This window comes from Pseudomonas sp. C5pp (assembly GCF_000814065.1).
Lineage (GTDB): Bacteria > Pseudomonadota > Gammaproteobacteria > Pseudomonadales > Pseudomonadaceae > Aquipseudomonas > Aquipseudomonas asiatica.
Window position 1 is genome coordinate 1 of the sequence record NZ_JWLN01000025.1, and the last position, 25,026, is coordinate 25,026.

The following is a 25,026-nucleotide window of genomic DNA, read 5'->3' on the forward strand; positions in this document are numbered from 1 at the left end:
CGATCTCCCAGGCGCAGACAATCCCGCGGTAAACACCTGCAAGCCCTGATGCGCGCCCCTGACCAAAAACCAGAGTTAACCTTGGGTTAATCGACCCAAGCCAGCATGACCCTTTCAACGTACTGCCAAGGCGAAGACATGCGCGTCCTCCTGCTCTTCCTGACACTGCTGCTGGCCGGCCCGTTGCAGGCCAACCCGTTCGATGTCAAACCGGACTTCCTGCCGGTCAACCAGGCCTTCGTGCTTACCCACGACCGCCAGGCCGACGGCCAGATGCGCCTGTTCTTCCAGATCCAGCCTGGCTACTACCTGTATCAGAAGCGCCTGAAATTCGACGGCCTGCCTGCCGAACAGCACCCGCAACTGCCGGCCGCTCTCAACCACCACGACGAGTTCTTCGGCGACAGTGCGGTGTACCGCGACCAGCTCGAACTGCTGCTCCCGGCCGATGCCCAGGGCCAGCTGCGCCTGGGCTGGCAGGGCTGTGCCGACGCCGGCCTGTGCTACCCCCCGCAAACCACGTTGGTCGACCTGGGTGGCAGTGTGGCGTCGGCGGCCGAACAAGCCAGTGACCAGGCCCTGGCCAGCGACCTGCAAAAAGGCCACCTGGTCTGGAGCCTGCTCGCGTTCTTCGGCCTGGGCCTGTTGCTGGCCTTTACCCCCTGCTCGCTGCCGATGCTGCCGATCCTCGCCGGGCTGGTGCTGGGCAATGGCGCCAGTGCCCGGCGCGGCTGGATACTGGCCGGGGTCTATGTACTGAGCATGGCCCTGGTGTATGCCGCCCTGGGCGTGGTCGCCGCACTGCTGGGTGCCAGCCTGCAGGCCTGGCTGCAGCAACCCTGGCTGCTGGGCAGCCTGGCGGGGCTGTTCGTGCTGCTGGCCCTGCCGATGTTCGGCGCCTTCGAACTGCAACTGCCCGCCGCCGTGCGTGACCGCCTCGACCGCGCCGGGCAAGGCACCCGCGGCGGCAACCTGTATGGCGCGGCGCTGCTCGGCGCGCTGTCCGGCCTGCTGATGGGCCCGTGCATGACCGCGCCGCTGGCCGGCGCGCTGCTGTACATCGCCCAGAGCGGCGACGTGCTGCAAGGGGCGCTGGTACTGTTCAGCCTCGGCCTGGGCATGGGCGTGCCGCTGCTGTTACTGGTAACCCTGGGCAACCGCTACCTGCCCCGACCGGGCGCCTGGATGAACCGGGTCAAGGGCGTGTTCGGCTTCGTGTTCCTGGGCATGGCGCTATACACCTTGCGCAGCCTGCTGCCCGCAGCATTGCTGCTGGCCCTGAGCGGCGCCTTGCTGATTGCCCTGGCCTGGGCTGCCTGGCCGGCCCTACAGCGGTTGCCGGCATTGCGCGCCTTGCCACTGCTGGGTGCCCTGTGGGGCGGCCTGCTGCTGGTGGGGGCGGCAGCCGGTGGCGACGACCTCTGGCAGCCGCTGCGCCCGTTCGCCGGTAGCGGCGCTACGCCGGCCACCGACCAGCACACCGAGGACGCCTTCGTCACCGTCAGCCGCCCCGAAGACCTGCAACGCGAACTGGATGCGGCCAAGGCCCGTGGCCAGTGGGTGATGCTCGACTACTATGCCGATTGGTGCGTGTCGTGCAAGGTCATGGAAAAACAGGTGTTCGCCCGCAGCGACGTGCAGGCCGGCCTGGCCGGTGTGCACCTGCTGCGCCTGGACGTGACCGCCGACACCCCGGCCAGCCAGGCCTTGCTGCAGCGCTACCAGGTACCCGGCCCGCCCAGCATCATCTGGGTCGGCCCGGAAGGCGACGAACGCCGCGCGCGGCGCATCACCGGTGAAGTGGATGCGGCCGCCTTCCTGCAACACTGGACCCAGACCAGGAGCCAAGGCTGATGCTGACCGTAACCCTCGGGCCACTGACCATGGCCCTCAACCACCTGCTGATGCTCACCGCCCTGGTGATCGCCAGCATGGTCGGCTGGTGGGTCGCCCGGCGTGGCGGCGAGAGCCCGGAATCGGCACTGTTCAACCTGTTCCTGATCGGCCTGCTGTGCGCACGCGCCGGCTTCGTGCTGGCGTACTGGCCGATGTACCAGGACGACCCGCTGCAGATCATCGATATCCGTGATGGCGGCTTCCTGTTCTGGTCGGGCCTTGCCGGCATCGTGCTCGGCGCCCTGTGGCAAGGCTGGCGCCATCCGGGCCTGCGCCGCCCGCTGGGCTGGGCGCTGTTCAGCGGCGCGCTGTTCTGGGGCCTGGCCAGCCTCGGGGGCCACCTGTACAGCAAGGGCACCGAACTGCCCGATTTGAGTCTGCGCAAGGCCAACGGCCAATCCGTGGCGTTGCACAGCTACCGCGGCAAACCGCTGGTCATCAACATCTGGGCTACCTGGTGCCCACCCTGCCGACGCGAAATGCCGGTGCTGCAACAGGCGCAAAGCGCTTACCCGCACGTGACCTTCCTGTTCGTCAACCAGGGCGAGACCCCGGAAAACGTCAGCACCTTCCTCGCCACCACCGGCCTGAGCCTGACCCACGTGCTGTTCGACGGCACCGGCCTGCTGGCCCAGCGCGTCGGCTCCATGGCCCTGCCCACCACCCTGTTCTACGACGCCGACGGGCGCCTGGTCGGCAGCCATCTGGGCGAGCTGTCCCGGGCCAGCCTGCGCCACGCCCTGGAGCCTTTCGACCGGGCCACCGCGCCCGCCCCTGCCGCACAAGGAAACTGACATGCGACTGACTGCACTGCTGCCCCTGTCCCTGGCTCTGCTAGCTGCCCCTCCCCTGCAGGCCGAAGAGCTGCCCAAGGCGATTGCGCAACTGCAAGCCAAGGGCGCCGTGATCAAAGGCAGCTTCGACGCCCCCAACGGCCTGCGCGGGTATGCCGCCGAATACCAGAACAACGGCCTGGCGCTGTACCTCACCCCTGACGGCAAGCATGTACTGGTCGGCAGCCTGTTCGACGAACAGGGCAACGACCTCAGTGCCGAGCCGCTGAAAAAGCTGGTGTATGCGCCGATGAGCAAGGAAATCTGGGCGAAGATGGAGAAAACCTCCTGGATCGCCGACGGCAAGGACGATGCACCGCGCAAGGTGTACCTGTTCAGCGACCCCAACTGCCCGTACTGCAACATGTTCTGGGAGCAGGCACGGCCATGGGTAGAGTCGGGCAAGGTGCAGTTGCGCCATATCATGGTCGGCATCATCCGCGAGGACAGCCCGGGCAAATCGGCGGCGCTGCTGGCGGCGGAAGACCCGGCCAAGGCACTGCAGGAACATGAAAAGGCCGGCAAGGCCAGCAAGTTGAAGGCACTGGAGCAGGTGCCGGAGGCGGTGCAGCAAAAGCTGGCGGCGAACATGGCGCTGATGGAAGAAATGGGCTTGCAGGCGACCCCGGCGATCTTCTATCAGGATGACCAGGGCAACCTGCAAAGCCAGCAAGGCGCACCGCGGCCGGAGTTGCTTGGAAAGATTCTCGGCAAGCGCTGATGTGAAATCGCCGGACGCAATTGTCCGAACGTGTTCGGGCCTCTTCGCGGGTAATCCCTCGGCCACAGGCTCATCGATGCAGGCATACCGAAGAAATTCGCGATTATTCCTACAACTGTGGGCCATTCAGTGCTTTACGTATTCCAGCGTTAATGCGACTAATTTCATCATCAGAGTCCGACTCCGATGATGTGTCGCTCGAAGGTAATCTCGTTCGCTGAGCCTCCCGGAATTTTCTGCTGGCCTGGATATCACGGATAAGTTGGTCCCTCGCGCCATCAGGACGTGATTGGGGAGGGAGCGTTATATCTGGTCTTTTCACCAAAAGCTCATGGGAGTGGCCAAGGGCCGGGCCGACAGTGCCTTCAAGCGCGGCATCGACTAGTTGTCCAGGATGACCCAGCGAACGCTCGATCTTTTGGAAGGCTGGCCTGGTCATACGGTAAAGGTGTTTATTGGCTCTTGAAAATGCGCCAGCGCTTCTCAGGTCTAGATATCTGACGATTCTGGAGAATATGTCGGGTTCATTTATGGAAGTAATGGAAGTGGCCGGTTGCGATATCTGAGCGGAAGGATGTAGCATGTGTTTCATCTGGCCGCTGGGGTCGACGTTATTGACGGGATCGCAACTGCAATAGCAGTACGCATTTATCCCCCCCTTTCCAAACGGGCTCAACCTGTCAGGCGAGATGAATCGCATCATGGCGGGGTTGAATGATCGATAGCCGTTGCCTAGTGCATAGCCGCCCGAAACCAGAGCGAATGCTTCGCCATTGAAGCCAAGTAATGTGAGTGATGACGGTAGTTTCGGGTCATGGCCGTAAGCAGAGTATGCGTGATGCTCCCCTTTGTCAGTTTCCTGCACCGACAGTACCGAGGCCTTTGCGTCTGTCGCGAACAAACCGTATGCCTCACCGCCAGCGACTCGTTGCTCGGCCAAAGGCAGATCAGGCGTGCGAAAAACGGCGCGATGCCGGTCATCATGCTTCAACGTTATGAGCTTATCCCCTTGGTAGAAGACAAACGACCTGCTCGATGAACTGTTCATGATTGAAGCCCCTGATGTCCGGAGTGAATAGAGTACACTGCTACCCACTGTGAGCCCCTTGCAGAGATTGAGGAACTGGTAGAAATAGGTGGTATACCGCGATGGTTTTTTGTCCATCAACCCATCAATGATATATCCCATACGTACCCCATCAACGCGGGGGGCTGGTCACGGGCATCCTAATAAGGAAGGTCAACACTGCATCCCGGCCAGAGTAGCTTGGGAAGATTCTTGGCAAGCGCTGATTACCCGGTTGCCTGTTCCGGCTTGCCGGCGAAAGGGGCGCAAAGCGCCCCCTGCTTTCAATAGCCCTTCGAGCTCCGCCATCAGGTCACTGAACCGGTCAACCTTGTCGTCTTCCAGCGCACTGCCCTGCAGGCCCCGCGAGGCCCTCTGCGTAGCCAGCAGCGAATGCCCGCCCAGTTCGAAGAAGTTGTCGTGCCCCCAACCCACTCGGCCTTAAGCACTTCGGCCCAAAATCCTGCCATTACTTCCTCCGGCTCGTTGCGCGGTATCTGGTAGGCCTGGCTGTGCTCCCACAGGTACTGCGCCAAACCTCGAGAACAACGCCATATCTGTAGGAGCGGCCTTGTGTCGCGAAAGGGCCGCATAGCGGCCCCAGAATTGCTGCATAAAAGCTGAAATTGCTGGGGCTGACGTGCAGCCCTTTCGCGACACAAGGCCGCTCCTACACGGGGCGATGCAGGCCTCACCTGCTTAGGTCACAACCCCTCCAGCTCGTCCTTGAGCACATCGGCCCCGATGCCAGCCAATGGCCAAGTTTACATTTGGCAACACTAAGTTATACCACCTAAGGCGACAAACACCTTTCCGAACCGATCATCGGGAAACAACGCCCGGCAATAAAACACATAACGATCCCACAACAACTTCAGATCCGCCCTACAAAAAACAGAAGTCTTTTTCACTCCCATGATCAGTGAACAGATCGCGATCAGACATACCCCTCAGATAAATCCCACAACACCAACTGCAATTCAAACAACTAGATTACACCCCCGCCAACACATCGCCTCCATCAAACTTGACGCACATGCAGCCTGAATATAAAACCCTTACCCCCTGCATTCGCGAACACACTAAAGGCGAGAAAAATGAACAAAAAGCCATACCCCATAACGCGAACAAAACAGATCCTCATGATCACCAAGGTGTTGATCCTGGAACACCTGCGAGAACCCACTGCGTTGCTGTGGACAGCGGCGGCGCCTTGCTTGATGTTCATACTACTGAGGCAAAGCCGTTCCCTTGCAGCGCCACCAGACTCTCTCTATATATCCTCTGCTGCGTGGTTCTACGCCTACATCGCTGCAAACGTTGCCTTCTTCGGCCTCGGCTTTTATCTAATCGGGCGACGAGAAAGTGGCTTCGTCCGGTCATTCATTTACCAACGCGAGGCAATGCACTTTTCCTCATATCGCACGCCGTCAGCTACACATTGGTCAGTGTCGTGTACTCTAGCTTTTTCTACTTCATCTCCAAGCCTCTATACGGTTCCTACTCGCTATCAGAACTCCTGTACCTTACAGCCGCGTTCTATACGAGTTACCTGATATTCTCCTGCATAGGCTTGGCGATCGCAGCGATGCCCATCAAATTCAGCACAGCCGGCACGCTATTTTCGCTTCTTTCGTTCCTGATGTTACTTTCCGGCTATTTGGGTACCACACAAGACGAACTGACCCACTGGTCAACGTTGATCAACCCCTTGCACCTGAGCACAAGAATAATTACCGGAGAGATACCATTCACCATTAGTTTTCTGACAGCCTTTGTCATTTCAACAGCGGGACTCTATGCAACAGGAAAGCTATTCAGAATCCACCCCATATGGAGCCGCTATTAAAATGCACCTTCTCACCATCAAAAACCTGGACTTTTCATACAACAGCAGCCCTCTACTACAGAACATCACGCTACAGTTGAAAAAAGGAGAAGCCGTTGGCGTACTGGGCAGTAACGGAGCAGGAAAGACCACGCTTTTCGACCTGATCTGCAACATCAGAAAACCAAGCAACGGCACAATCATAAACTCATCCAGACAGCAGGCTTATCTGACTCAAGTACTGACACCACCGCCCTTGCTCAGGATGAGCGAAGTCTACCAACTGATTACACATTTAAACTCCAGATCAGCACCGGATCACTGCGAGGTGCTTTCACGCCTCTCTGAATGGTCACCTTCCCTGTCGAAACGGTATGCTGAAATCTACAAGAAAAAGGCATCTACTTGCAGCTATGGCGAAGTCCGGAGTTTTGTCACACTGACGCTACTGCTAATGGGCAGCGACCTGATCATCCTCGACGAGCCTACTGCGGGGGTAGACCCAGAATTCAGACACCACATATGGCTAGGTATAAAGAACGCGTGCAAAAACGGGGCTGGTGTTTTGATTTCATCTCACTATACCGAGGAAATTGCCACAAACTGCCATCGTTTCTACATGCTCGCTCATCAACACCTCGAGCCATTTGAGAATGCTCATGAGTTTCTCGCTCGCTACCATGCGAACTCTTTTGATGAAGCATTCATCAATGCGTCGATGTCGCAGGAAGAAATCGGGGCTGCATCATGACGGCGAAGAACCATGGGAAAGGTGGGGTTGCAGGTATGGCACCGGCTGCGCCGGTGTTCGCGGGCATGCCCGCTCCCACAGGTGCAGCGCCAAACCTCGAGAACAACGCCGTATCTGTAGGAGCGGCCTTGTGTCGCGAAAGGGCCGCATAGCGGCCCCAGCAATTTCAACTTTTGTGCACCAATCCAGGGGCGGTGCAGGCCTCACCTGCTAAGGTCACAACCCCTCCAGTTCGGCCATCAGGTCACTGAGCCGGTCGACCTTGTCGTCATCCAGCACACTGCCCTGCAGCCCCTGCACATACACCGCCAGCTCCTCCACCGTGCTGCACTCGAACATCGCCCGCAGCGGCACGTTCAGTTGCAGCTGCTTCTGCACCCGCGAGGCGATTTGCGTGGCCAGCAGCGAATGCCCGCCCAGCTCGAAGAAGTTGTCGTGCACCCCGACCCGCTCGGCCTTGAGCACATGGGCCCAGATACCTGCCAGTACCTCTTCCAGCTCATTGCGCGGCGCCTTGTAGGCCTGGCTGTGCTGGCCACCGATGTCGATGGCCGGCAAGGCCTTGCGGTCGAGCTTGCCGTTGGCGTTGTGCGGCAGGCTGTCGAACCAGCCCCAGTGCAGTGGCACCATGTACTCCGGCAACTCGGCACGCAGGCGCAGCTTGAGCTGTTCCAGCAACGCAGCGTCGGCTGCAACACCCTGATGCGCCACCAGGTAACCCACCAGGTGCTTGCCATTGACGCCCTCCTGCACGCCAACGGCAGCGTCGCGGATCTCTGGCTGTTCGTGCAGGCGGGCTTCGATTTCGCCCAGTTCGATGCGGTAGCCGCGAATCTTCACCTGATGGTCGATGCGCCCGACATACTCCAGCACCCCGTCCGGGCGCTGCCGCGCCAGGTCTCCGGTGCGGTACAGGCGTTCGCCCGGTGCACCATGAGGATGGGGAATGAACGCCAGCGCCGTGCGCACCGGGTCGCCGACATAGCCACGGCCCACGCCGGTGCCAGCCACGCACAGCTCACCTGTCGCACCCAGTGGTACCAGCGTCTGGTCCTCGCCGTACAGATACAGGCGGTTGTTGTCGGTCGGCGTGCCGATCGGCAGGTAGCTGCCACGGGTCGAGGCGGCATCGACGCGGAAGAACGCCACGTCATCGGAGCACTCCGCCGGGCCGTAGGCGTTGACCAGGCCGATCTGCGGGTAGCGCTGCAGCCACTGCGCCGCCAGCTCCGGAGGCATGGCTTCGCCGGTCGGCAGCATCCAGCGCAGGCCTTCGAGGGCCTGGTGGTCGTTGGCCAGCATGCCCTGGATCAGCGACGGCACGCTCTCCAGCACGCTGATGCCGGTGGCCTGCACATGCGCCAACAGGCCCTGCGGGTCATGGGCGATGGCGTTCGGCACGATCTCCACCCTGGCGCCGAACAGCGGTGCGGCAAGGAACTGCCACACCGAAATGTCGAAGCTCTGCGAGGCCGTCTGGGCGATCACGTCGTGCTCGCCAAGCGCCAGGTACGGCACCTTGCTCAGCTGGTTGTTGAGCATGCCGCGCTGCTCGACCATCACCCCCTTCGGCAGGCCGGTGGAGCCTGAGGTGTAGATCACATAGGCGAGGTTATCCGGCCCGCTGTGAATGCCGGGGTTGTGGCTGGCCACCGGGCTGGCCTGGATGTCTTCCCAGACCAGCAGCTGCGGCCGTGCCGCCAACGCAAGCTGGTCCAGCAACTGCCGCCCTTGCCCGGCACAGGCCGCGCTGCACACCAGCACGGGTGTACGGCTGAGCTGGATGATGCTTTGCAGGCGCGCCGCCGGCAGGCCCGGGTCCAGTGGCAGGTAGCCGGCGCCGGCCTTGAAGCTGCCGACGATCATGCCCAGCAGCGGTAGCCCACGCTCGGCCAGCAGTGCCACCGGCTGGTCCACGTTCACACCCGCCGCGATCAAGGCATGGCCCAGACGGTTGGCCGCCAGGTTCAAGCCGGCGTAGTCGTAGGACGCGTCCAGGCAGCGGGCCACGGTACGTTGCGGATGCGCGGCCACCTGCGCCTCGAACTGCGCGATGTAACTCTGTTCCAACGGATAGGCGCGCGCGGTGCGGTTGCAGTCTTCCAGCAGGAAGCGCTGCTCTTCCGCACCCAGCAACGGCAGTGCGCTCATCTCCCCTTCAAAGCCTTGCACCAGCGCCAGCAGCAGGCGCTTGAACTCGGCCAGCAGGCGCTCGACGGTCGGGTAGTCGAAATAGCGCTGGTCGAACGACAGGTGCAGGCCAAGGTCATCGCCCGGGTAGCACACCGCTGTCAGCGGGAAGTTGGTGTGGGTACGGCCCGAGTCGGAGCTGGCATTCAGGTGCTGGGCGTGGTCGAGCACGGCAGTTTCCACCGGCGCGTTCTCGAACACGAACAGGCTGTCGAACAGCGGCTGGCCCTTGGGCAGTTCGCTGCATTCCTGGATGGCCACCAGCGGCAGGTATTCATACTCGCGCAGCTCCATGTTGTGCTCCAACAGGCCTTGCAACCACTGCCGCACACTGCAGCGCTCACCCGCCACAGGCAATTGCACGCGCAGGGCGACGCTGTTGATGAACAGGCCGACGGTACGCTGCATCTGCGGCATGCTCACCGGGCGCCCGGCCACGGTCACGCCAAAGGCCACGTCGCGGTCGCCACTGTAGCGCGCCAGCACCAGTGCCCAGGCCGCCTGGGCGAAGGTGTTGACGGTGAGCTGGTGGGCCTGGGCCAGTTCGCGCAGGCGCACGCCGTCGGTCACCGCCAGGCGGGTGTAACAGTCGCCGACGATCATGCCGCTACCGGCATGGTCGTGGCGCAGCGGGCGGTCGCTGGGGATCGTGGTGGCGCGTTCGAAGCCGGCCAGGTTGGCCTGCCACCAGGCTCGCGCGTCGTCCAGGCCCTGGCGTTGCAGCCAGCCGATGTAGTCGCGGTAGCGCGGTGGCACCGGCAAGCGGGCCTGGCGCCCCTCGCCGAGGGCCTGGTAGATCTCGAAGAAATCGTTCATCAGCAGCGAGCGGCACCAGGCATCGATGAGGATGTGGTGGTTGCTCATCATGAACCAGTAGCGCTCGTCGGCCACACGCACCAGGCGCAGGTGGAACGGCGCCTCGCTGAGCAGGGCGAAACCAGCCTCGCGTTCCTGCTTGTGCAGGGCCTGCAGGCGCTGCTCCTGGGCGTCGTCGTCGAGGCCACGCCAGTCCTGATAGTCCACCGGCATGTTGCCCGGTTTGTGGATGATCTGCAGCATCGCCTCGCCGGTGTTCCAGCTGAACGATGCGCGTAGCGCCTCGTGGCGTGCCACCACCGCCTGCCACGCCTGGGCGAAGCGTTCGGGGTCGAGCGCGCTGTTGATGCGGTAGCGGTCCTGCATGTAGTAAAGGCCGTTGCCCGGCTCCAGCAGGGTGTGCAACAGCATGCCCTCCTGCATCGGCGTCAGCGGGTAGACGTCCTCGATCTGCGCGGCCGGTACCGGCAGCGCGTCGATCTGCGCCTGGGTCAGGTGCGCCAGCGGGAAGTCCGATGGAGTGAAACTGCCGTTGCCATCAGCCAGGCAATGCTCGACCAGCGCCAGCAGCTCCTGACGATAGGCCTCGGCCAGGCAGGCGATGGTCCGCTCGTCGTAGCGTTCGGTGCTGAAGGTCCAGCGCAGTTGCAGGGCGCCGCCGTACACCTGGCCATCGACACTCAGCCAGTTGGGCAGCGGTGCATCGAGGTCGTGGGCCAGGCCGGCCGGGGCGTCCAGCGGCTGGAACAGGGCTGTGCTGTCGAACTGCTGGTCGAACTGGCCCAGGTAGTTGAAGGTGATGCGTGCCTGCGGCAGGGCCGCCATCTGCTCACGCACGGTCGTATCGGCCAGGTAGCGCAACACGCCATAACCCAGCCCTTTGTGCGGCACCTGGCGCAGTTGCTCCTTGATGCGCTTGATCGAGCCTGCCCGCGCTGCATCGTCCTCGCCTGGCAGCGGGCGCAGGCTCAGCGGGTAGGCGTTGGTGAACCAGCCGACGCTGCGGGTCAGGTCCATGTCTTCGAACAGCCCGTCACGGCCATGGCCTTCAAGCTGTACCAGCACTTCTTCATCACCGCTCCAGCGGCACAGGGCACGCGCCAGCGCGGTCAGCAGCAGGTCGTTGACTTGGGTGTGATAGGCCGCCGGGGCCTGCTGCAGCAACTGCCGGGTCTGCGCCACATCCAGGCCGATGGCCAGGGTACGGGCGTGGCGGTGCAGGTTGCCGCCCTGCGGGTGATCACATGGCAGTTCACGGCGCACACCACCCAACTGGCCTTGCCACCAGCCCAGCTCGTCGCGCAGCGAATCACTGCCGGCATAGCTGGCCAGGCGTGCGGCCCAGTCGCCCATGGCGTGGGTCTTGGCCGGCAGCGGCTGGCCTCGGTACAGCGCCTGAAGGTCTTCCAGCAGCACGCGCCACGACACGCCATCGACCACCAGGTGATGGATCGCCAGCAACAGGCGCTGGCCGCCCTGGCCGTCATTTACCAGCAAGGCGCGCAACAGTGGGCCCTGTTCCAGGTCGAGGCTGCGTTGCAGGTCGGTGTACAGCGGTTGGCAATCGGCGAAGTCGGCGACCGTGGCTGTCCACAGTAATTGCCCGGTGGCAGGCGAAGCATATTCGGCCTGCCAGCGGCCCCGGGCCTGGCCAAAGCGCAGGCGCAGGCTGTCGTGGTGCTGCACCAGGTCGGCCAAGGCTCGCTTCAGTACCCCCTCATCCAGCGGCTTGCGTGCCTCCAGCAGAACAGCCTGGTTCCAGTGCTGCGGCTGTGGCACTTCACTGTCGAAGAACCAGTGCTGGATCGGCGTGAGGCCGGCCTGGCCCTGGCGCAGGCCCTGTTCGATGCTGCTGGCGGCTTCGCTGCGCTGAACGATGGCGGCCAGGGTCTGGATGGTCTGATGCTGGAACAGGTCGCGCGGGGTGAACTGCAAGCCGGCCTGACGAGCACGGCTGACCACCTGGATCGACAGGATCGAGTCGCCGCCCAGTTCGAAGAAGTTGTCCTGCACGCCGACCCGGGCAATGTTGAGCACGTCGCGCCAGATCTGCGCCAGTTGCGCTTCCACCTCGTTGCCAGGCGCCTGGTACTGCTGGCGTGCCTGTTCCAGGTCCGGCAGCGGCAGCGCACGGCGGTCGAGCTTGCCGTTGCCCATCAGCGGCAGGCTGTCGAGCAGCACCAGGTGCGCCGGCACCATGTAGTCCGGCAGGTGCTGGCGGGCATCGGCTTTCACCGCGTCGCGCAGCAGGCCCTGGGCCTCGCTGTCGGCAGCGGCCTGCCTGCACACCAGGTAACCCACCAGTTGCTTGCCGCCCGGCAGGTCGAGGGCCAGCACCACAGCCTCGTCGACATCGGCATGCGCCTGCAGGCGGCTTTCGATTTCGCCCAGCTCGATACGGAAACCGCGAATCTTCACCTGCTGGTCGGCGCGGCCGACGTACTCGACCAGGCCATCGCTGCCCAGGCGCACCAGGTCACCGGTGCGATACAGGCGCCCGCCTTCACTGCCGAACGGGTCGGCGACGAAGCGCTCGGCGCTTAGGCCCGGGCGGTCGTGGTAACCCTGGGCCAGGCCGGCACCGCCGACATACAGCTCGCCAACACCGCCTTGCGGCAACAGGGCAAGGTCTTCGTCGAGGATGTAGGCCGTGCGGCTACCGATGACACGGCCGATCGGCACGCTGCCCAGCTCCGCCGGCAGTGTCTGTGGTGCCAGGCAGGCCAGCGGCATGACCACGGTTTCGGTCGGCCCGTAGGCGTTGAAGAACTGCTGCGGCGCAAAGGCTTGGCGGATGCGCTGCAAGTGTTCGCCGGTCAGCGCCTCACCACCGGTAATGACCAGGCGCACTGGCAACTGCTCGCCCTGCCCGGCCAAGTACTGGGCCAACTGGCTGCCGTAGCTTGGCGTGAAGCCGAGGATGCTCACCTGCTGCTCGCGCACCAGCTGGCAGATGTCTTCGGCACCCCACTGCCCCTGGGCACGCAGCACCACGCGGGCGCCACACAGCAGCGGCACCCACAGGCGTTCGCTGGCGGCGTCGAAATTGATCGAATAGAAGTGCAGCTCGCAGTCATCGCTGCGCATGCCGAACGCGTCGATCACCGCCTGGCAATGCATGGCGAACTCGCCGTGGCTGACTACCACGCCCTTGGGCTTGCCGGTGGAACCGGAGGTGTAGATCAGGTAGGCCTGGTGCTGCGGCAGGTTGAGGTTGTCCAGCGGCGCATCGCTGTAGGCCGACAGGCTGGCGCTGTCGTCTTCCAGGCTCCAGCGCACCACGCCTTCGGGCAGCTGCCCCAGGGTTTGCAGCAGCGCGCGCTGGCTGAGCAGCAGGCCGATGCGGCTGTCTTCAATCATGTAGCGCAGGCGGTCGAGCGGGTATTCGGGGTCGAGCGGCACATAGGCGCCACCGGCCTTGAGGATGGCCAGCAGGCCGACGACCATTTCCAGCGAACGCTCCAGCGCCAGGCCCACACGCACCTGCGGGCCGACGCCACGCTCGCGCAGGGCGCGGGCCAGGCGGTTGGTCTGCTGGTCGAGTTCGGCATAGGTCATGTGCCGGCCGGCGAAGGTCAACGCGCCAGCGTGTGGCGTACGCGCAGCCTGGGCGGCGAACAGGCCATGCACGGTCTGGTCGAGAGCGAGACCCTGCTCGCCCTGCAACTGGCCAGCCAGCAACTGCTGCTCGGCGCTGCTCAGCATCGGCAGCTCGCACAGGCGCTGTTGCGGGTTGTCGAGCAGGCCCACCAGCAATTGCTGCCAGTGCTCGGCCATGCGTGCGATGCGTGGTTCGTCGAACAGGTCACGGCTATAGGTCAGACAGCAACCCAGGCGGCCGTCGAGGTCGGTCACCTCCAGGTACAGGTCGAACTTGGTGGCGCTGGCGTCGTTGACCAGGTAATCCACCTGCATGCCGGCAAGCTGGCGGCTTTGCTGGAAGGCCCAGCGCTGAACGTTGCACATCACCTGGAACAGCGGGTTGTAGGCGCTGCTGCGCGGTGGCTGCAGGGCTTCCACCAGCTGGTCGAACGGCAGGTCCTGGTGCGACTGGCCTTCGATAGCAACCTGGCGTACCTGCTCCAGCAACTGCGCGGCGCTCATCTGGCCGTCCAGCTCGCAACGCAGCACCTGGGTGTTGAGGAACGCGCCAATCAGCCCTTCGCTTTCCGGGCGGATGCGGTTGGCCACCGGCGCGCCAATGCGCAGGTCACGCTGGCCGCTATAGCGGTGCAGCAAGGCGGCCAGGGTGGCAGTCATGGTCATGAACAGGGTCAGGCCGCGCTGGCTGTTGAAGGCATGCACGCGGGCAACCAGCGCCGGGTCGAGCTCGAAGCGGTACAGCTCGCCACGGTGGCTCTGCACTGCCGGGCGCGGGCGGTCGGCAGGCAACGCCAGCACTGGGTGCTCATCGCCCAGGCGGGCCTGCCAGTAGGCCAGTTGGCGGGCGCCCTCGCCGCTTTCCAGCCATTGCCGTTGCCACACGCTGTAGTCCAGGTACTGCACTGGCAGCGGCGCCAGCGGCGATTCGCGGTCATCGACGAAGGCCTCGTACAGCTCGCCCAGTTCGCGGGCAAAGATGTCCATGGCCCAGCCCTCGGTGACGATATGGTGCAGGGTCAGCACGAAGAAATGCTCGCGCTCTTCGGCTTTGACCAGGCAGGCACGCAGCAGCGGGCCGCGCTCCAGGTCGAACGGCTGGTGCGCCTGGTCGTCGGCCAGTTGCTGCAGGTGTTGTTGGCGGGCATCTGCGGGTAAGGCGCTGAAGTCTTGCCAGTCGAGGTGCAGGCTGCTGTCTTCGGCCACGCACTGATACGGCACGCCATCGATGCTGGGGAAGGTGGTGCGCAGGGTTTCGTGGCGCACCACCAGCGCCTGCAACGCTCGCTCGAAGGCATCCACATGCAGGGTGCCGCGCAAGCGCGCCATGCCGCCGACGTTGTACGCCGGGCTGCCCGGCTCCATTTGCCAGAGGAACCACATGCGCTGCTGCGAGTACGACAGCGGCACCGCCTGGCGGCGGTCGACGCGGGTGATTGCGCCTTGCAGGTTGCGCTCACCGGCAGCACGAATACGCGTGATCTCGGCACAGAAGGCGCCCAGCTCGCTGGCGTCGAACAGGGCCTTGAGCGGCAGTTCGACATCGCAGGCCTGACGCGTGCGCGAGACAATCTGAGTGGCCAGCAGCGAATGGCCGCCGAGGGCGAAGAAGTCGTCCTGCAGGCCGATGCGCGGCAGGTTCAGCACCTCGCGCCAGATGGCGGCGACCTGCTGCTGCAACTCGGTTTGCGGCTCGACGTGCTGCCGCTGCTGCCACACCGGGGCGGGCAATGCCTTTCGGTCGACCTTGCCGCTGGGGCCAAGTGGCATCTGCGCCAGCGGGATGAGTTGTGCCGGCACCATGTAGGCCGGTAGTTGTTCAGCCAGCACCGTCAGCAATGCATCAGGCTGAGCGCTGCCACTGTAGTAGCCGACCAGTTGCGCACCTACGGCATCCTTGTGAATCAGCACCAGCGCCTGTTCGACCCCCGGCTGCGCCAGCAGGCAGGCCTGGACTTCCTCGGGTTCGACACGGAAGCCACGCACCTTGACCTGCTGGTCTAGGCGGCCAAGGTATTCCAGCGCCTCGGTCTGCACCTGCCAGCGGGCGCGGTCGCCACTGCGGTACAGGCGCTCGCCATTGCCGTCAGCCTGGGGCACGAAGCGCTCGGCGGTGAGGCCCGGGCGGCCCAGGTAGCCACGGGCCAGGCCTGCACCGCCGAGGTACAGCTCGCCGGGCACACCGGGGGCGGTCAGTTCCAGCTCGTCGTCCAGCACACGGCACAGCACATTGCCCAGCGGGCGGCCGATCGGCGAGCGTTCGCCATCGGTGGCCTGGCAGTGCCAATGGGTGACGTTGATGGCAGTTTCGGTCGGGCCATAGCGGTTGTGCAACTGCACCTGTGGCAGCACCTGCAGCACGCGGTCACGCAGTGCCGCGGACAGCGCTTCGCCACCGGAGAACAGCCGGCGCAGGCTGCTGCAGGCACCCGCCTGCGGCTCCTGGACGAACACCTGCAACAGCGGCGGCACGAAGTGCAGCGTGGTCACGCCATGGGCCTGCACCAACGCGGCGATGCGCTGCGGGTCGCGGTGCTCGCCAGGGCCGGCGAGCACCAGCTTGCAACCGGTCACCAGTGGCCAGAAGCATTCCCACACCGAAACGTCGAAGCTGATCGGCGCCTTCTGCATCAGCACGTCGCTGTCGTCCAGCACATAGCTGGCCTGCATCCATTGCAGGCGCTCGGCCAGTGCCGCGTGGGTATTGCCCACGCCCTTGGGCTGGCCGGTGGAGCCGGAGGTGTAGATCACATAGGCCAGGTTGTCGCCATGCAGATGCAACCCGGGGGCATGGCTTGGCCAGCTGTCCAGGTGCAGCTGGTCGAGGGCGATGGCGCTGACGCCATCAACCTGTGGCAGCTTGCCCAGCAGGCTGCTGTGGCTCAGCAACAGGCCAGCGTTGCAGTCGGCGAGCATGTAGGCCAGGCGCTCGGCCGGGTAATCGACGTCCAGCGGCACATAGGCACCACCGGCCTTGAGAATGGCCAGCAGGCCCACCAGCAGCTGCGGCGAACGCTCGATGGCGATGGCCACGCAAGTGTCCGGGCCCACGCCTTTGTCACGCAGGTAGTGGGCCAGACGGTTGGCTTGCTGGTGCAACTCGGCGTAATCCAGGCTGCCACCGTCCCACACCAGGGCGGTGCGCTGCGGGGTCAGGCGTGCCTGTTCATTGAGCTGCTCGACCAGCAGGCGTTGCGGCGGCGCAGCGGGTGCCTCGCCCCAGCTCAGCAGTTGCGCGCGGCCAGGCTCGTCGAGCAGTTGCACCTCGCCCAGCGCCCGCTGCGGCCCGGCACACACCTGCTCGAGCAGGGCCAACAGGTGCTGGGCCAGGCGCTTGACGGTACTGGCATCGAACAATTCGGCGGCATAGTCGAAGGCCAGGCTCAGGCGGCCCTGGTGGTCTTCTTCACTGTGCAGCTGCATGTCGAACTTGGCTTCGCGACTGTGCCACGGCAGCTCTTCGGCCAGCAGGCCCGGCAGGCGGCGCAGCGCAGACAGGTCACGTTGCTGGTGGTTGAACATGACCTGGAACAGGCCTTGCTCGCGAGCCTCGGGCAGGGCTTCGAGCAGTTGCTCGAACGGCAGGTCCTGGTTGGCCTGGGCATCCAGGGTGGCCTGGCGCACCTGGGCCAGCAACTGGTCGAACGGCAGGCGGCCGTCGAGCTGCGCACGCAGCACCTGGGTGTTGATGAAGAAGCCGACCATGCCTTGGGTTTCCAGGCGCGGGCGGTTGGCGTTGGGCACGCCGACACGAATATCGGCCTGGCCACTGTAGCGGTGCAACAGCGCCTGCCAGCCGGCCAGCAGTACCATGAACAGGCTGGCCTGCTGTTCGCGGGCCAGGCCCTTGAGCGCTTCGGTGAGCCTGGCCGGTACCTTGAGGTTGAAGCGAGTGGCGCGGTGGTCGCGCTGGCTGGCGCGCGGGTGGTCGGTACACAGGTCGAGCACCGGCAGTTCATCCCCCAGACGCGCCTGCCAGTACTGCAGCTGACGCTCGGCTTCGCCTGCGGCCAGCCACTGTCGCTGCCAGGTGCCGTAGTCGGCATAACCCAGGGTCAGCGGTGCCAGGTTGGCCTCAAGGCCCTGGCAATGGGCTGCGTACAGTTTGGCGAATTCGTCGAGCAGGATGTTCAGCGACCAGCCGTCGGCGACGATATGGTGCAGGGTCACCCACAGTTGATGGTGTTCATCGTCCAGGCGCGCCAGGGTCACCCGCAGCAACGGCCCCTGGGTCAGATCGAACGGCTGGCGAGCTTCGGTTTCACGTTGGGCGGCGACCTGTTCGGCGGCCTGGCCTTCGAGGTCCAGGCGGCGAAGGTCGAACGGCTGCTGCGCCTGGATGCGCTGCAGGGCCTGGCCGTTCTCTTCGGCAAACAGGGTACGCAGTGATTCATGGCGCGCCACCAGCGCCTGGAAGGCCGCTTCCAGTGCGTTTTCGTCCAGCTCACCGCGCAACTGCAGGCCGGCCGGAATGTTGTAGGCTGCCGACTGCGGGTCCAACTGCCACAGCAACCACAGGCGGTTTTGCGCCAGCGACTGGGGCAGCGCCTGGGTGCGTTTCAGTGTAGCGATGGCACCGACCCGGCCACCGCCTTCGGCGATGATCGCGGCCACGGCCTTGGCGTAGTCAGCCAGTATCGGCGCTTCGAACAGGGTGCGCAGGCCCAGCTCGATGCCCAGTTCATCGGCCAGGCGTGCGGTGGCGTGGGTGGCGGCGATGGAGTTGCCGCCCAGCAGCAGGAAGTGGTCGTCCGCCGCCACCGCCTCGACCTTGAGGATGTCGCGCCACACACCGGCGATGCGCGCCAGCAGTTCATTGCCGGCGGCATCCGTGGCAACGGGCTCGCCCACCTCAGGGAAGCGGGCATAGCAGTCCAGGCTGCCATCGTCCATGCGCTGGCGGCAGGCCGAACGCTGCAGCTTGCCGCTGGAGGTCTTGGGTAGCGCCCCCGGGTTCAGCAGCAGGACCACGGCCGGGGCCTGGCGGCAGGCGTCGGCAATCACCTGGCGCAGGGTCTTGATCAGCGCCTGGGGCTTGATCGCCTTCTGCACGTTGCGGCTGATTTCCACCGCCACGCCAATACCCTCCTCGCCTTGCTGCTCGACGGCGAACACTGCCACCCGGCCTTTGCGCAGCACCTCCACTTCGCGCTCGAGGGTTTTTTCCAGGTCCTGCGGGTACAGGTTCTGCCCGCGCACGATCAGCATGTCCTTCAGGCGGCCGGTGACGAACACTTCGCCTTCGCGCATGAAGCCCAGGTCGCCGGTACGCAGCCAGGTCTGGCCGCCCATCTCGACGAAGGTGCGGGCGCTGGCCTCAGGGTTGCGCCAGTAGCCCAGGGCGATGCTCGGGCCGGCGGCCCAGATCTCGCCCACCTGGTTGTCGCCCAGTACCTGCAGGCGTTGTGGTTCGACAATGCGCACGGCATGCCCGGGCTGCGGGTAGCCACAGCTCATCAGCACACTGCCCTTGCCAGGCTCCGCACGGTTGGCGGCGAAGGCTTCGGCGTCCAGCTCCAGCGCGGCGATGCCCTGGCCACGGCGGCTGCCGCTGACGAACAGGGTCGCCTCGGCCAGGCCGTAGCTGGCGAAGAAGCTCTGCGGGTCGAAGCCGCAGGCCTGGAACTTGTCGGCAAAGGCCGCCAGGCTGTCCTGGCGGATCGGCTCGGAGCCGGAATAGGCCACCCGCCAGCGGCTGAGGTCGAGCCCGGCCAGGGAGGCCTCGCTGACCCGCTCGCTGCACAACCGGTAGGCAAAGTCGGGGCCGCCGCTGATGGTGCCGCCGTATTCGCTGATGGCCTGCAACCAGCGCAGCGGCCGGGCCAGGAAGTAGCCCGGCGACATCAGCACACAGGGCACGCCGCTGAAGATCGGCTGCAGCAGGCCGCCGATCAGGCCCATGTCGTGGTACAGCGGCAGCCAGCTGACGATCACATCGTCGGGGTTGAGGTCGATGCCAAAGCCTTGGCGGATCAGTTGTTCGTTGGCCACCAGGTTGCCATGGCTGACCTGCACGCCCTTGGGCAGTGCTGTGGAGCCGGAGGTGTATTGCAGGAAGGCGATGTCATCACCCTTGAGCACGGGCTCGCGCCAGTTTGCAGCCAGTGCCGGGTCCAGGCCATCCACCGCCAGCAGTTCGGGGGCGTTGGCCGCTGTCAGGGCTTCCAGGCCCTGCAGGCTGTCGTGCAGGGCCGCGACGGTCAGCAGCAGGCGCGGCTCGGCGTCGTCGATGATCGACAGCAAGCGCTGCTGGTGGTGCTGGCGCGCGGACTCCGGCGGGTAGGCCGGCACCGCAATCACACCGGCATACAGGCAGCCGAAGAATGCCGCCACATAGTCTGGCCCGCTGGGGAACAACAGCACTGCGCGGTCGCCGAAACCGGCCCGGCTTTGCAAGGCAGCAGCGATGGTGCGTGCGCGCTGGTCGAGGTCCCGGTAGCTGAGCACGGCCTGCTCGCCGGGAGCGTCGGCCAGAAAGCGCAAGGCGACTTTGTCCGGGGTCTGCACGGCGCGCTGCGCCAGGGCCTGGACCAGCGAGAGCGGGAGTTCGAAGGCGTCCGTCATGGGGTGTTCCTGCCAGTGTCTGGTTGGGTCGGGCCGGCTGCTGCGCGAACGTGGGCGCAGCGGCATGTGGCGGCCTGAGGTGTACACAGGGGACGGATGGGCGGGGGGAGAAATTAGCGTGTCACGGCACCGGCAAGGGCACCACGCAGGCCCTTTCGCGGGCAAGCCCGATGCCACAGGCTTAGAACCGGAATGCACGGTTACCAATTACATTTCGCATTTGACAATCATTATCATTCTGAATAGCTTGTCGCCCGTCGTAGGAAGCTTCCCAAATTTGGGTGCGTCCTTTCCCCTCTGTGACAAGGTGATTTCCATGGCGGAACAACTATCCACAAGTAAGTGCGATTCACCATTACTGCAGGCCTTCGTCGACAACCGCAGCATTCTGGTCAAGATCGCTGCCCGCATTACCGGCTGCCGATCGCGCGCCGAAGATGTGGTGCAGGACGCCTTTTTCCGGCTCAGCGCCGCCCCGCAGATAACATCATCGTTCAAGGCGCAGCTGAGCTACCTGTTCCAGATCGTGCGCAACCTGGCCATCGATCACTACCGCAAGCAGGCCATGGAGCTGAAATACTCCGGCAGCGAGGAAGAAGGCCTGAACGTGGTCGTGCAAAATACCTCCCCCGAAGCCACCCACATCAACCTTGCCGCGCTGGATGACATTGCCGAGGCGCTGAACGAACTGCCCCAGCGCACCCGCTATGCCTTCGAGATGTACCGCCTGCATGGCGTGCCGCAGAAGGACATTGCCAAGGAGCTGGGAGTGTCGCCGACGCTGGTCAACTTCATGATCCGCGATGCGCTGGTGCATTGCCGCAAGACGGCCAGTCGGCAGGCCTGAACCTTCAAGGTTGCTGAGGGCACGTGTGGGAGCGGGTTTACCCGCGAACACCGGCATAGCCGGTGCCATGCACCATGTCGCATTCTTCGCGGGTAAACCCGCTCCCACAGGGCCGCACAGCGGCCCCCTGGCACTCAAGCCAATTTACACTTATCGAAAAACCGTTCCCGCCCCAGAATCATCAACGCCGCACGCTTGTGCGGGAAGTCGAACTCCTTGTCGCAATGGAAGCACTGGTCGTGCATGTAGCCGATCATCTTGCCGTTGTCGGCACGCGGCTCGGCCACCACCCGCTGGGTGCGTGGGTCATCCAGGAACAGGTAGTGCACCAGCGCCGATAGCCAGCTGGCCACCTTGTGCGGCCCGCGGTGGCTCTCCTCCCCCACCAGCATGTGGATGCCACGGTCGTAGTCATCGGCCGGGTAGAACGGCGCAATGCGGTCTTCCTTGGCCCAGTACGCCTCGAAGTAGGCAAACGGCTGGTCATCGAAGCAACCGATCAGCGTCAGGGCATGCGGGTCGGCCTCGAGCTTGCCCAGGTATTCGCGATGCTGCGCAAGGGTGCCACCCTCCTGCCAGAACGCCTCCACCCGCGGGTTGTTCTGCCAGCGGTTGAAGCGCTCCAGGTCATGCTCGATCTCCAAGGTACGCAGCGATACCCAACTGCCCAGGCGCGTATCGAAGCGCCGGTACACCTCGCCACGAGGCTTGGGCGCGCGGCGTGGGTGGCGCTTGCCGTTGCTGATCTGCATCTGCTGCGGGTAGGCCACGCTGGCCGACTCGCCCAGCCACGGCTGTGGCAGCTGCCAGAACAGCGCCCGCTCGCACAGGTATTGGCCAGGCTGGTCGCCGGCCAGCAGCAGGCCACTGGTCAATGCCTGAGGCAACGGCTCGGGCAGGTGCCAGGCAAGACGCTGGCAGGCCGCATCGCGGGCCAGCAGCCAATAACAGGCGGCCCACAAGGCCACATAGGGGCGCTCGGGGCACAGCCGCTCGAGGTGGACATGCAGAGTAGCACCCATCTCCAGGCGCAACTGGATCAACGCGCGGCCTTCGAGGGACAGGCTCAGCCAGCTGTCACCCTCCTCGGCACTGAGGCTGCGCCAGCGTGGCGCTGACTGGGGCTGTGATGCGGCATCGAACGGCATGGGCTTGACTCGCGGCAATGAAGAAAAGGCTCACTGCTGAGAACGTTGCCGCATCACGGGAATTTAGTCGCGCGGGGCCGCCACCGTGATGCGGTATGGCTCGAAGATACGCGCCAGCTCACCACTGTCGCGCAGGGCACGCAGCAGCGCCGCGAACGATTGTTCACCGATGGGTGCCCCAGGGCGTAGCAAGGCGTAGTGATGATAGACCTGGTCAATGCGCTGCGAGGGCATCAACTGCTCCCGACTGGCCGGGTTGCGCGCCAGGAAATCGCTGAGGTAGGAACGCGTGACCAAGGCGATGTCGGCGCGGCCGGCCTGCACCATCAGCAGGTTGCTGTCATGGGAATACGTCAGAGTCGCGTTGTAGGCTTTGCGCAGGTAGTCGGGGTCGGAGTTGAAGCCGGCGAACGCATAGTGGTAGCCGTTGAACAGCGCCAGGCGCTTGCCGCGCAGGTCGTCGAAGTAATGCGGGTCACGGCCACTGGCCTTGCGGGCGACGAACACCTCGGCATCTTCCAGGCCCATGTCCACGCTCTGGTGGGCAATCTGCTGCCAGCCCCATGCCGGGTTCTCGAAAATGGCCATGTCGGTGCGGCCTTGCTGGAGGTCACCAAAACGCCGCTGGATGGAGGTGGGCACCACGACGAAGTGGTAGCGCTGCTGCGCGCGATTGAGCGCGTCGACCAACTGCCGCAGCAGGCCGCTGTCGGCGCCCTGCTCCGGGCGTACCGTGTACGGAGGGAAATGCGCAGCGCCAATCTTTACCTCGACGGCATCGGCAGCCCATGCCGGCGCCGCCAGCCAGAACACGGCTAGCAGCATCAGGGAAGACAGGGCCTTCAGGCCGGTCGCTGGAGTCAAGACGGACACTCATCACGGTTCATGCCGGGGTCCGCCTAAGCTAGGCGTTTTCCGGGCCGGACACAACTGCCGGTTAGTGGCACTTTGCGCCAAAGCTGCGGGCAAACTGCCAGGGGATGCCGGATGCCCGGAGTTTCGCTACGCTCTAGCAGGATCTGCAAGGGAGCCTGGTATGGGCCACTGGTTGGTGATCGACCTGGAAGCCACCACCGACGATGGTGGGTGGCCGGTCACAGAGATGGAAGTCATTGAAATCGGCGCAAGCCTGGTTACCCGCGATGGCCGCGAGGTCGACCACTTCCAGCGCTTCGTGAAGCCTCGGCGACGGCCGCAGCTGACCCCGTTCTGCCGTGAGCTGACCCACATCAGCCAGGCCAGCGTGGACAGTGCCGCGTCGTTCCGCGAGGTATGGGCAAGCTTCGAGCGCTGGCTCGGGCACCACCGCGGGCAGCTTCAGGCCTGGGTCAGCTGGGGCGACTACGACCGCCAGCAGTTGCACCAGGAATGGCAGCAGCATGGGCTGGACAGCCTGCTGCGGACCCTGCCGCACATCAACCTCAAGCAACGCTTCGCCAAGGCCCGCCACCTGCAGCGCCCCGCTGGCCTGAATGGTGCACTGCAGCTGGCCGGCATGCACTTTTGCGGGCAGCAGCACCGGGCCCTGGAAGATGCACGCAATACCGCGCGGCTGCTGCCGTTGAGCCTGCCGGCAGACGCTACCTGAAAGCAGATGACGGGGCCGGTGGGCTTGGGCATACTGGCCAGCCCTTTTTCATCCCCCCTTTCAGGAGTCGCCCATGTTCCAGGTCAACGAGTACTTCAACGGCACCGTCAAGTCGATCGCATTCGCGGGCGAAGAAGGCCCGGCCACTGTCGGTGTGATGGCCCCGGGCGAATACGAGTTCGGCACTGCCAAGCGCGAGATCATGCACGTGGTTTCGGGTGCGCTGACCGTGAAGCTGCCAGGTAGCGACAACTGGGAAACCTTCAAGGCGGGCGACAAGTTCAACGTGCCGGCTGACAGCAAGTTCCAGCTGCAGGTGAAGGTGGATACCGCTTATCTGTGCGAGTACCGCGACTAAGCGTCAGCCTGGTCCGGCCTCTTCGCGGGTAAACCCGCTCCCACAGGTGCTGCACAAGTTTCAGACCTGTAGTGAACCTGTGGGAACGGGCAAGCCCGCGAAGAATCCAGCACTATTGCGACAGGAATGCCGCAACCTTCTCAGCCGCCGCCTGCAAGTGCTGCTCATGGCTGAACCCCGAGGCCTTCAGCGGCTTCAGGTCATGGTCCCCCGCCACCAGCCAGCTCACCTCGATCGCCGGCGATAACGCATACCCTGCCACCGCCTCGCGGTTACCCAGTGCATCCCGCTCGCCCTGCACGATCAACGTCGGCGTCTTCAATTCGGCCAGGTGTTCGACCCGTGGCTTTTCCGGTTTGCCCACTGCATAGAACGGATAGCCCAGGCACACCAGTGCATCCGCTTCCAGTTCATCGGCCAGCAGGCTGGCCATGCGCCCGCCCATGGACTTGCCACCCACCGCCAACTTGCCCGCGACCAAAGGTCGCACCTGCCTGTACACCTCGCGCCAGCATTCCAGCAACACCTTCTGCGGGTTCGGCGGCCGCTTGCCGCCGGCAACCCTGCGCTCGGCCATGTACGGGAACTCGAAGCGCACTACCGCTACCCCAAGCGCCGCAAGCCTTTGCGCCATTTCGTCCATGAACCCGCTGTCCATCGGCGCACCTGCGCCATGGGCCAGGATCAGGCAGCCCTTGTAGCCGTCCTTGCCCCGAAGGTGCGGGGGATCGCAGCGCAAGCCTGGGACATTTCCGACCTTCGCCCATTGATCCCCGTCAATACCGGCACTTTGCCCATTAATCATGCTTGCCTCGCTGTA

Annotated in this window: 13 protein-coding genes and 1 pseudogene; 8 read left to right on the forward strand and 6 right to left on the reverse strand. The window is 64.3% G+C overall.

The genetic code is table 11. From position 1 onward, the window contains the following. Positions 1-138 precede the first annotated feature (138 nt). From dsbD to dsbG, 3 genes are read left to right on the forward strand one after another with little or no spacing between them, the layout of a single operon-like run. Positions 139-1,854 carry a protein-disulfide reductase DsbD gene (dsbD, locus tag RR51_RS19380; protein WP_039614418.1) on the forward strand — a complete coding sequence of 572 codons (1,716 nt, stop codon included), beginning with the start codon at positions 139-141 and terminating at the stop codon, positions 1,852-1,854. Then, positions 1,854-2,690, forward strand: a complete 837-nt coding sequence (locus RR51_RS19385; RefSeq protein ID WP_039614419.1) for a TlpA disulfide reductase family protein — start codon at positions 1,854-1,856, stop codon at positions 2,688-2,690. Before dsbD ends, RR51_RS19385 begins: the two co-directional genes overlap by 1 nt. Position 2,691: 1 nt before the next feature. Then, a complete protein-coding gene (gene dsbG / locus RR51_RS19390; protein WP_039614420.1) occupies positions 2,692-3,450 on the forward strand; it encodes a thiol:disulfide interchange protein DsbG in 759 nt (252 codons plus the stop codon). Between the two features lie 109 nt (positions 3,451-3,559). Here dsbG and RR51_RS29515 read toward each other — a convergent pair whose 3' ends face one another. Then, on the reverse strand, positions 3,560-4,639 hold the full coding sequence (locus tag RR51_RS29515; RefSeq protein WP_082044725.1) for an RHS repeat-associated core domain-containing protein: 1,080 nt from the start codon (positions 4,637-4,639) through the stop codon (positions 3,560-3,562). A 51-nt stretch (positions 4,640-4,690) separates the two neighbouring features. Further along, positions 4,691-5,028: pseudogene (locus RR51_RS32000) on the reverse strand (phosphopantetheine-binding protein); the annotation flags it as partial. A 524-nt stretch (positions 5,029-5,552) separates the two neighbouring features. Between RR51_RS32000 and RR51_RS19400 the strand changes: the two are divergent. Both RR51_RS19400 and RR51_RS19405 read left to right on the forward strand, forming a co-directional pair. Then, the gene (locus tag RR51_RS19400) at positions 5,553-6,365 is read left to right on the forward strand and encodes a hypothetical protein (protein ID WP_236693281.1); all 813 of its coding nucleotides are present in this window, start codon (positions 5,553-5,555) and stop codon (positions 6,363-6,365) included. Position 6,366: 1 nt separating this feature from the next. Beyond that, positions 6,367-7,095 (forward strand): ATP-binding cassette domain-containing protein, encoded by a 729-nt coding sequence (locus RR51_RS19405; RefSeq protein WP_039614422.1) that lies wholly within the window; start codon positions 6,367-6,369, stop codon positions 7,093-7,095. Between the two features lie 216 nt (positions 7,096-7,311). Here the strand turns inward: RR51_RS19405 and RR51_RS19410 are convergent, their stop codons facing one another. Beyond that, positions 7,312-20,265 carry a non-ribosomal peptide synthetase gene (locus tag RR51_RS19410; protein ID WP_039614423.1) on the reverse strand — a complete coding sequence of 4,318 codons (12,954 nt, stop codon included), beginning with the start codon at positions 20,263-20,265 and terminating at the stop codon, positions 7,312-7,314. 316 nt (positions 20,266-20,581) lie between these two features. On the opposite strand from RR51_RS19410, the gene RR51_RS19415 reads away from it, so the two are divergent. After that, positions 20,582-21,112, forward strand: a complete 531-nt coding sequence (locus tag RR51_RS19415) for an RNA polymerase factor sigma-70 (RefSeq protein ID WP_003259914.1) — start codon at positions 20,582-20,584, stop codon at positions 21,110-21,112. Between the two features lie 134 nt (positions 21,113-21,246). On the opposite strand, the gene RR51_RS19420 is transcribed toward RR51_RS19415, so the two are convergent. Both RR51_RS19420 and RR51_RS19425 read right to left on the reverse strand, forming a co-directional pair. Further along, on the reverse strand, positions 21,247-22,260 hold the full coding sequence (locus tag RR51_RS19420; RefSeq protein WP_039614424.1) for a GNAT family N-acetyltransferase: 1,014 nt from the start codon (positions 22,258-22,260) through the stop codon (positions 21,247-21,249). A 63-nt stretch (positions 22,261-22,323) separates the two neighbouring features. Beyond that, entirely contained in the window at positions 22,324-23,124 is an 801-nt protein-coding gene (locus RR51_RS19425) for a substrate-binding periplasmic protein (RefSeq protein WP_039614425.1), read from the reverse strand. A 172-nt stretch (positions 23,125-23,296) separates the two neighbouring features. Here RR51_RS19425 and RR51_RS19430 point away from each other — a divergent pair, with 172 nt between their 5' ends. Then, positions 23,297-23,848: an exonuclease domain-containing protein gene (locus RR51_RS19430; RefSeq protein WP_003259919.1), complete on the forward strand. Its 552-nt coding sequence runs from the start codon at positions 23,297-23,299 to the stop codon at positions 23,846-23,848. 73 nt (positions 23,849-23,921) lie between these two features. Continuing rightward, positions 23,922-24,206 carry a pyrimidine/purine nucleoside phosphorylase gene (ppnP, locus tag RR51_RS19435; RefSeq protein ID WP_003259920.1) on the forward strand — a complete coding sequence of 95 codons (285 nt, stop codon included), beginning with the start codon at positions 23,922-23,924 and terminating at the stop codon, positions 24,204-24,206. A gap of 112 nt (positions 24,207-24,318) precedes the next feature. Here the strand turns inward: ppnP and RR51_RS19440 are convergent, their stop codons facing one another. Then, positions 24,319-25,011: an alpha/beta family hydrolase gene (locus tag RR51_RS19440; RefSeq protein ID WP_039614426.1), complete on the reverse strand. Its 693-nt coding sequence runs from the start codon at positions 25,009-25,011 to the stop codon at positions 24,319-24,321. Positions 25,012-25,026 lie beyond the last annotated feature (15 nt).

Bases quoted from the DNA above. Each gene is read 5' to 3' on its own strand.
- RR51_RS19385 (WP_039614419.1), top strand. From the start codon at position 1,854: ATGCTGACCGTAACCCTCGGGCCACTGACCATGGCCCTCAACCACCTG.
- RR51_RS29515 (WP_082044725.1), bottom strand. From the start codon at position 4,639: ATGGGATATATCATTGATGGGTTGATGGACAAAAAACCATCGCGGTAT.
- RR51_RS19415 (WP_003259914.1), top strand. From the start codon at position 20,582: ATGGCGGAACAACTATCCACAAGTAAGTGCGATTCACCATTACTGCAG.
- RR51_RS19420 (WP_039614424.1), bottom strand. From the start codon at position 22,260: ATGCCGTTCGATGCCGCATCACAGCCCCAGTCAGCGCCACGCTGGCGC.
- RR51_RS19430 (WP_003259919.1), top strand. From the start codon at position 23,297: ATGGGCCACTGGTTGGTGATCGACCTGGAAGCCACCACCGACGATGGT.
- RR51_RS19400 (WP_236693281.1), top strand. From the start codon at position 5,553: ATGCAGCCTGAATATAAAACCCTTACCCCCTGCATTCGCGAACACACT.
- RR51_RS19440 (WP_039614426.1), bottom strand. From the start codon at position 25,011: ATGATTAATGGGCAAAGTGCCGGTATTGACGGGGATCAATGGGCGAAG.
- dsbD (WP_039614418.1), top strand. From the start codon at position 139: ATGCGCGTCCTCCTGCTCTTCCTGACACTGCTGCTGGCCGGCCCGTTG.
- ppnP (WP_003259920.1), top strand. From the start codon at position 23,922: ATGTTCCAGGTCAACGAGTACTTCAACGGCACCGTCAAGTCGATCGCA.
- RR51_RS19405 (WP_039614422.1), top strand. From the start codon at position 6,367: ATGCACCTTCTCACCATCAAAAACCTGGACTTTTCATACAACAGCAGC.
- RR51_RS19410 (WP_039614423.1), bottom strand. From the start codon at position 20,265: ATGACGGACGCCTTCGAACTCCCGCTCTCGCTGGTCCAGGCCCTGGCG.
- dsbG (WP_039614420.1), top strand. From the start codon at position 2,692: ATGCGACTGACTGCACTGCTGCCCCTGTCCCTGGCTCTGCTAGCTGCC.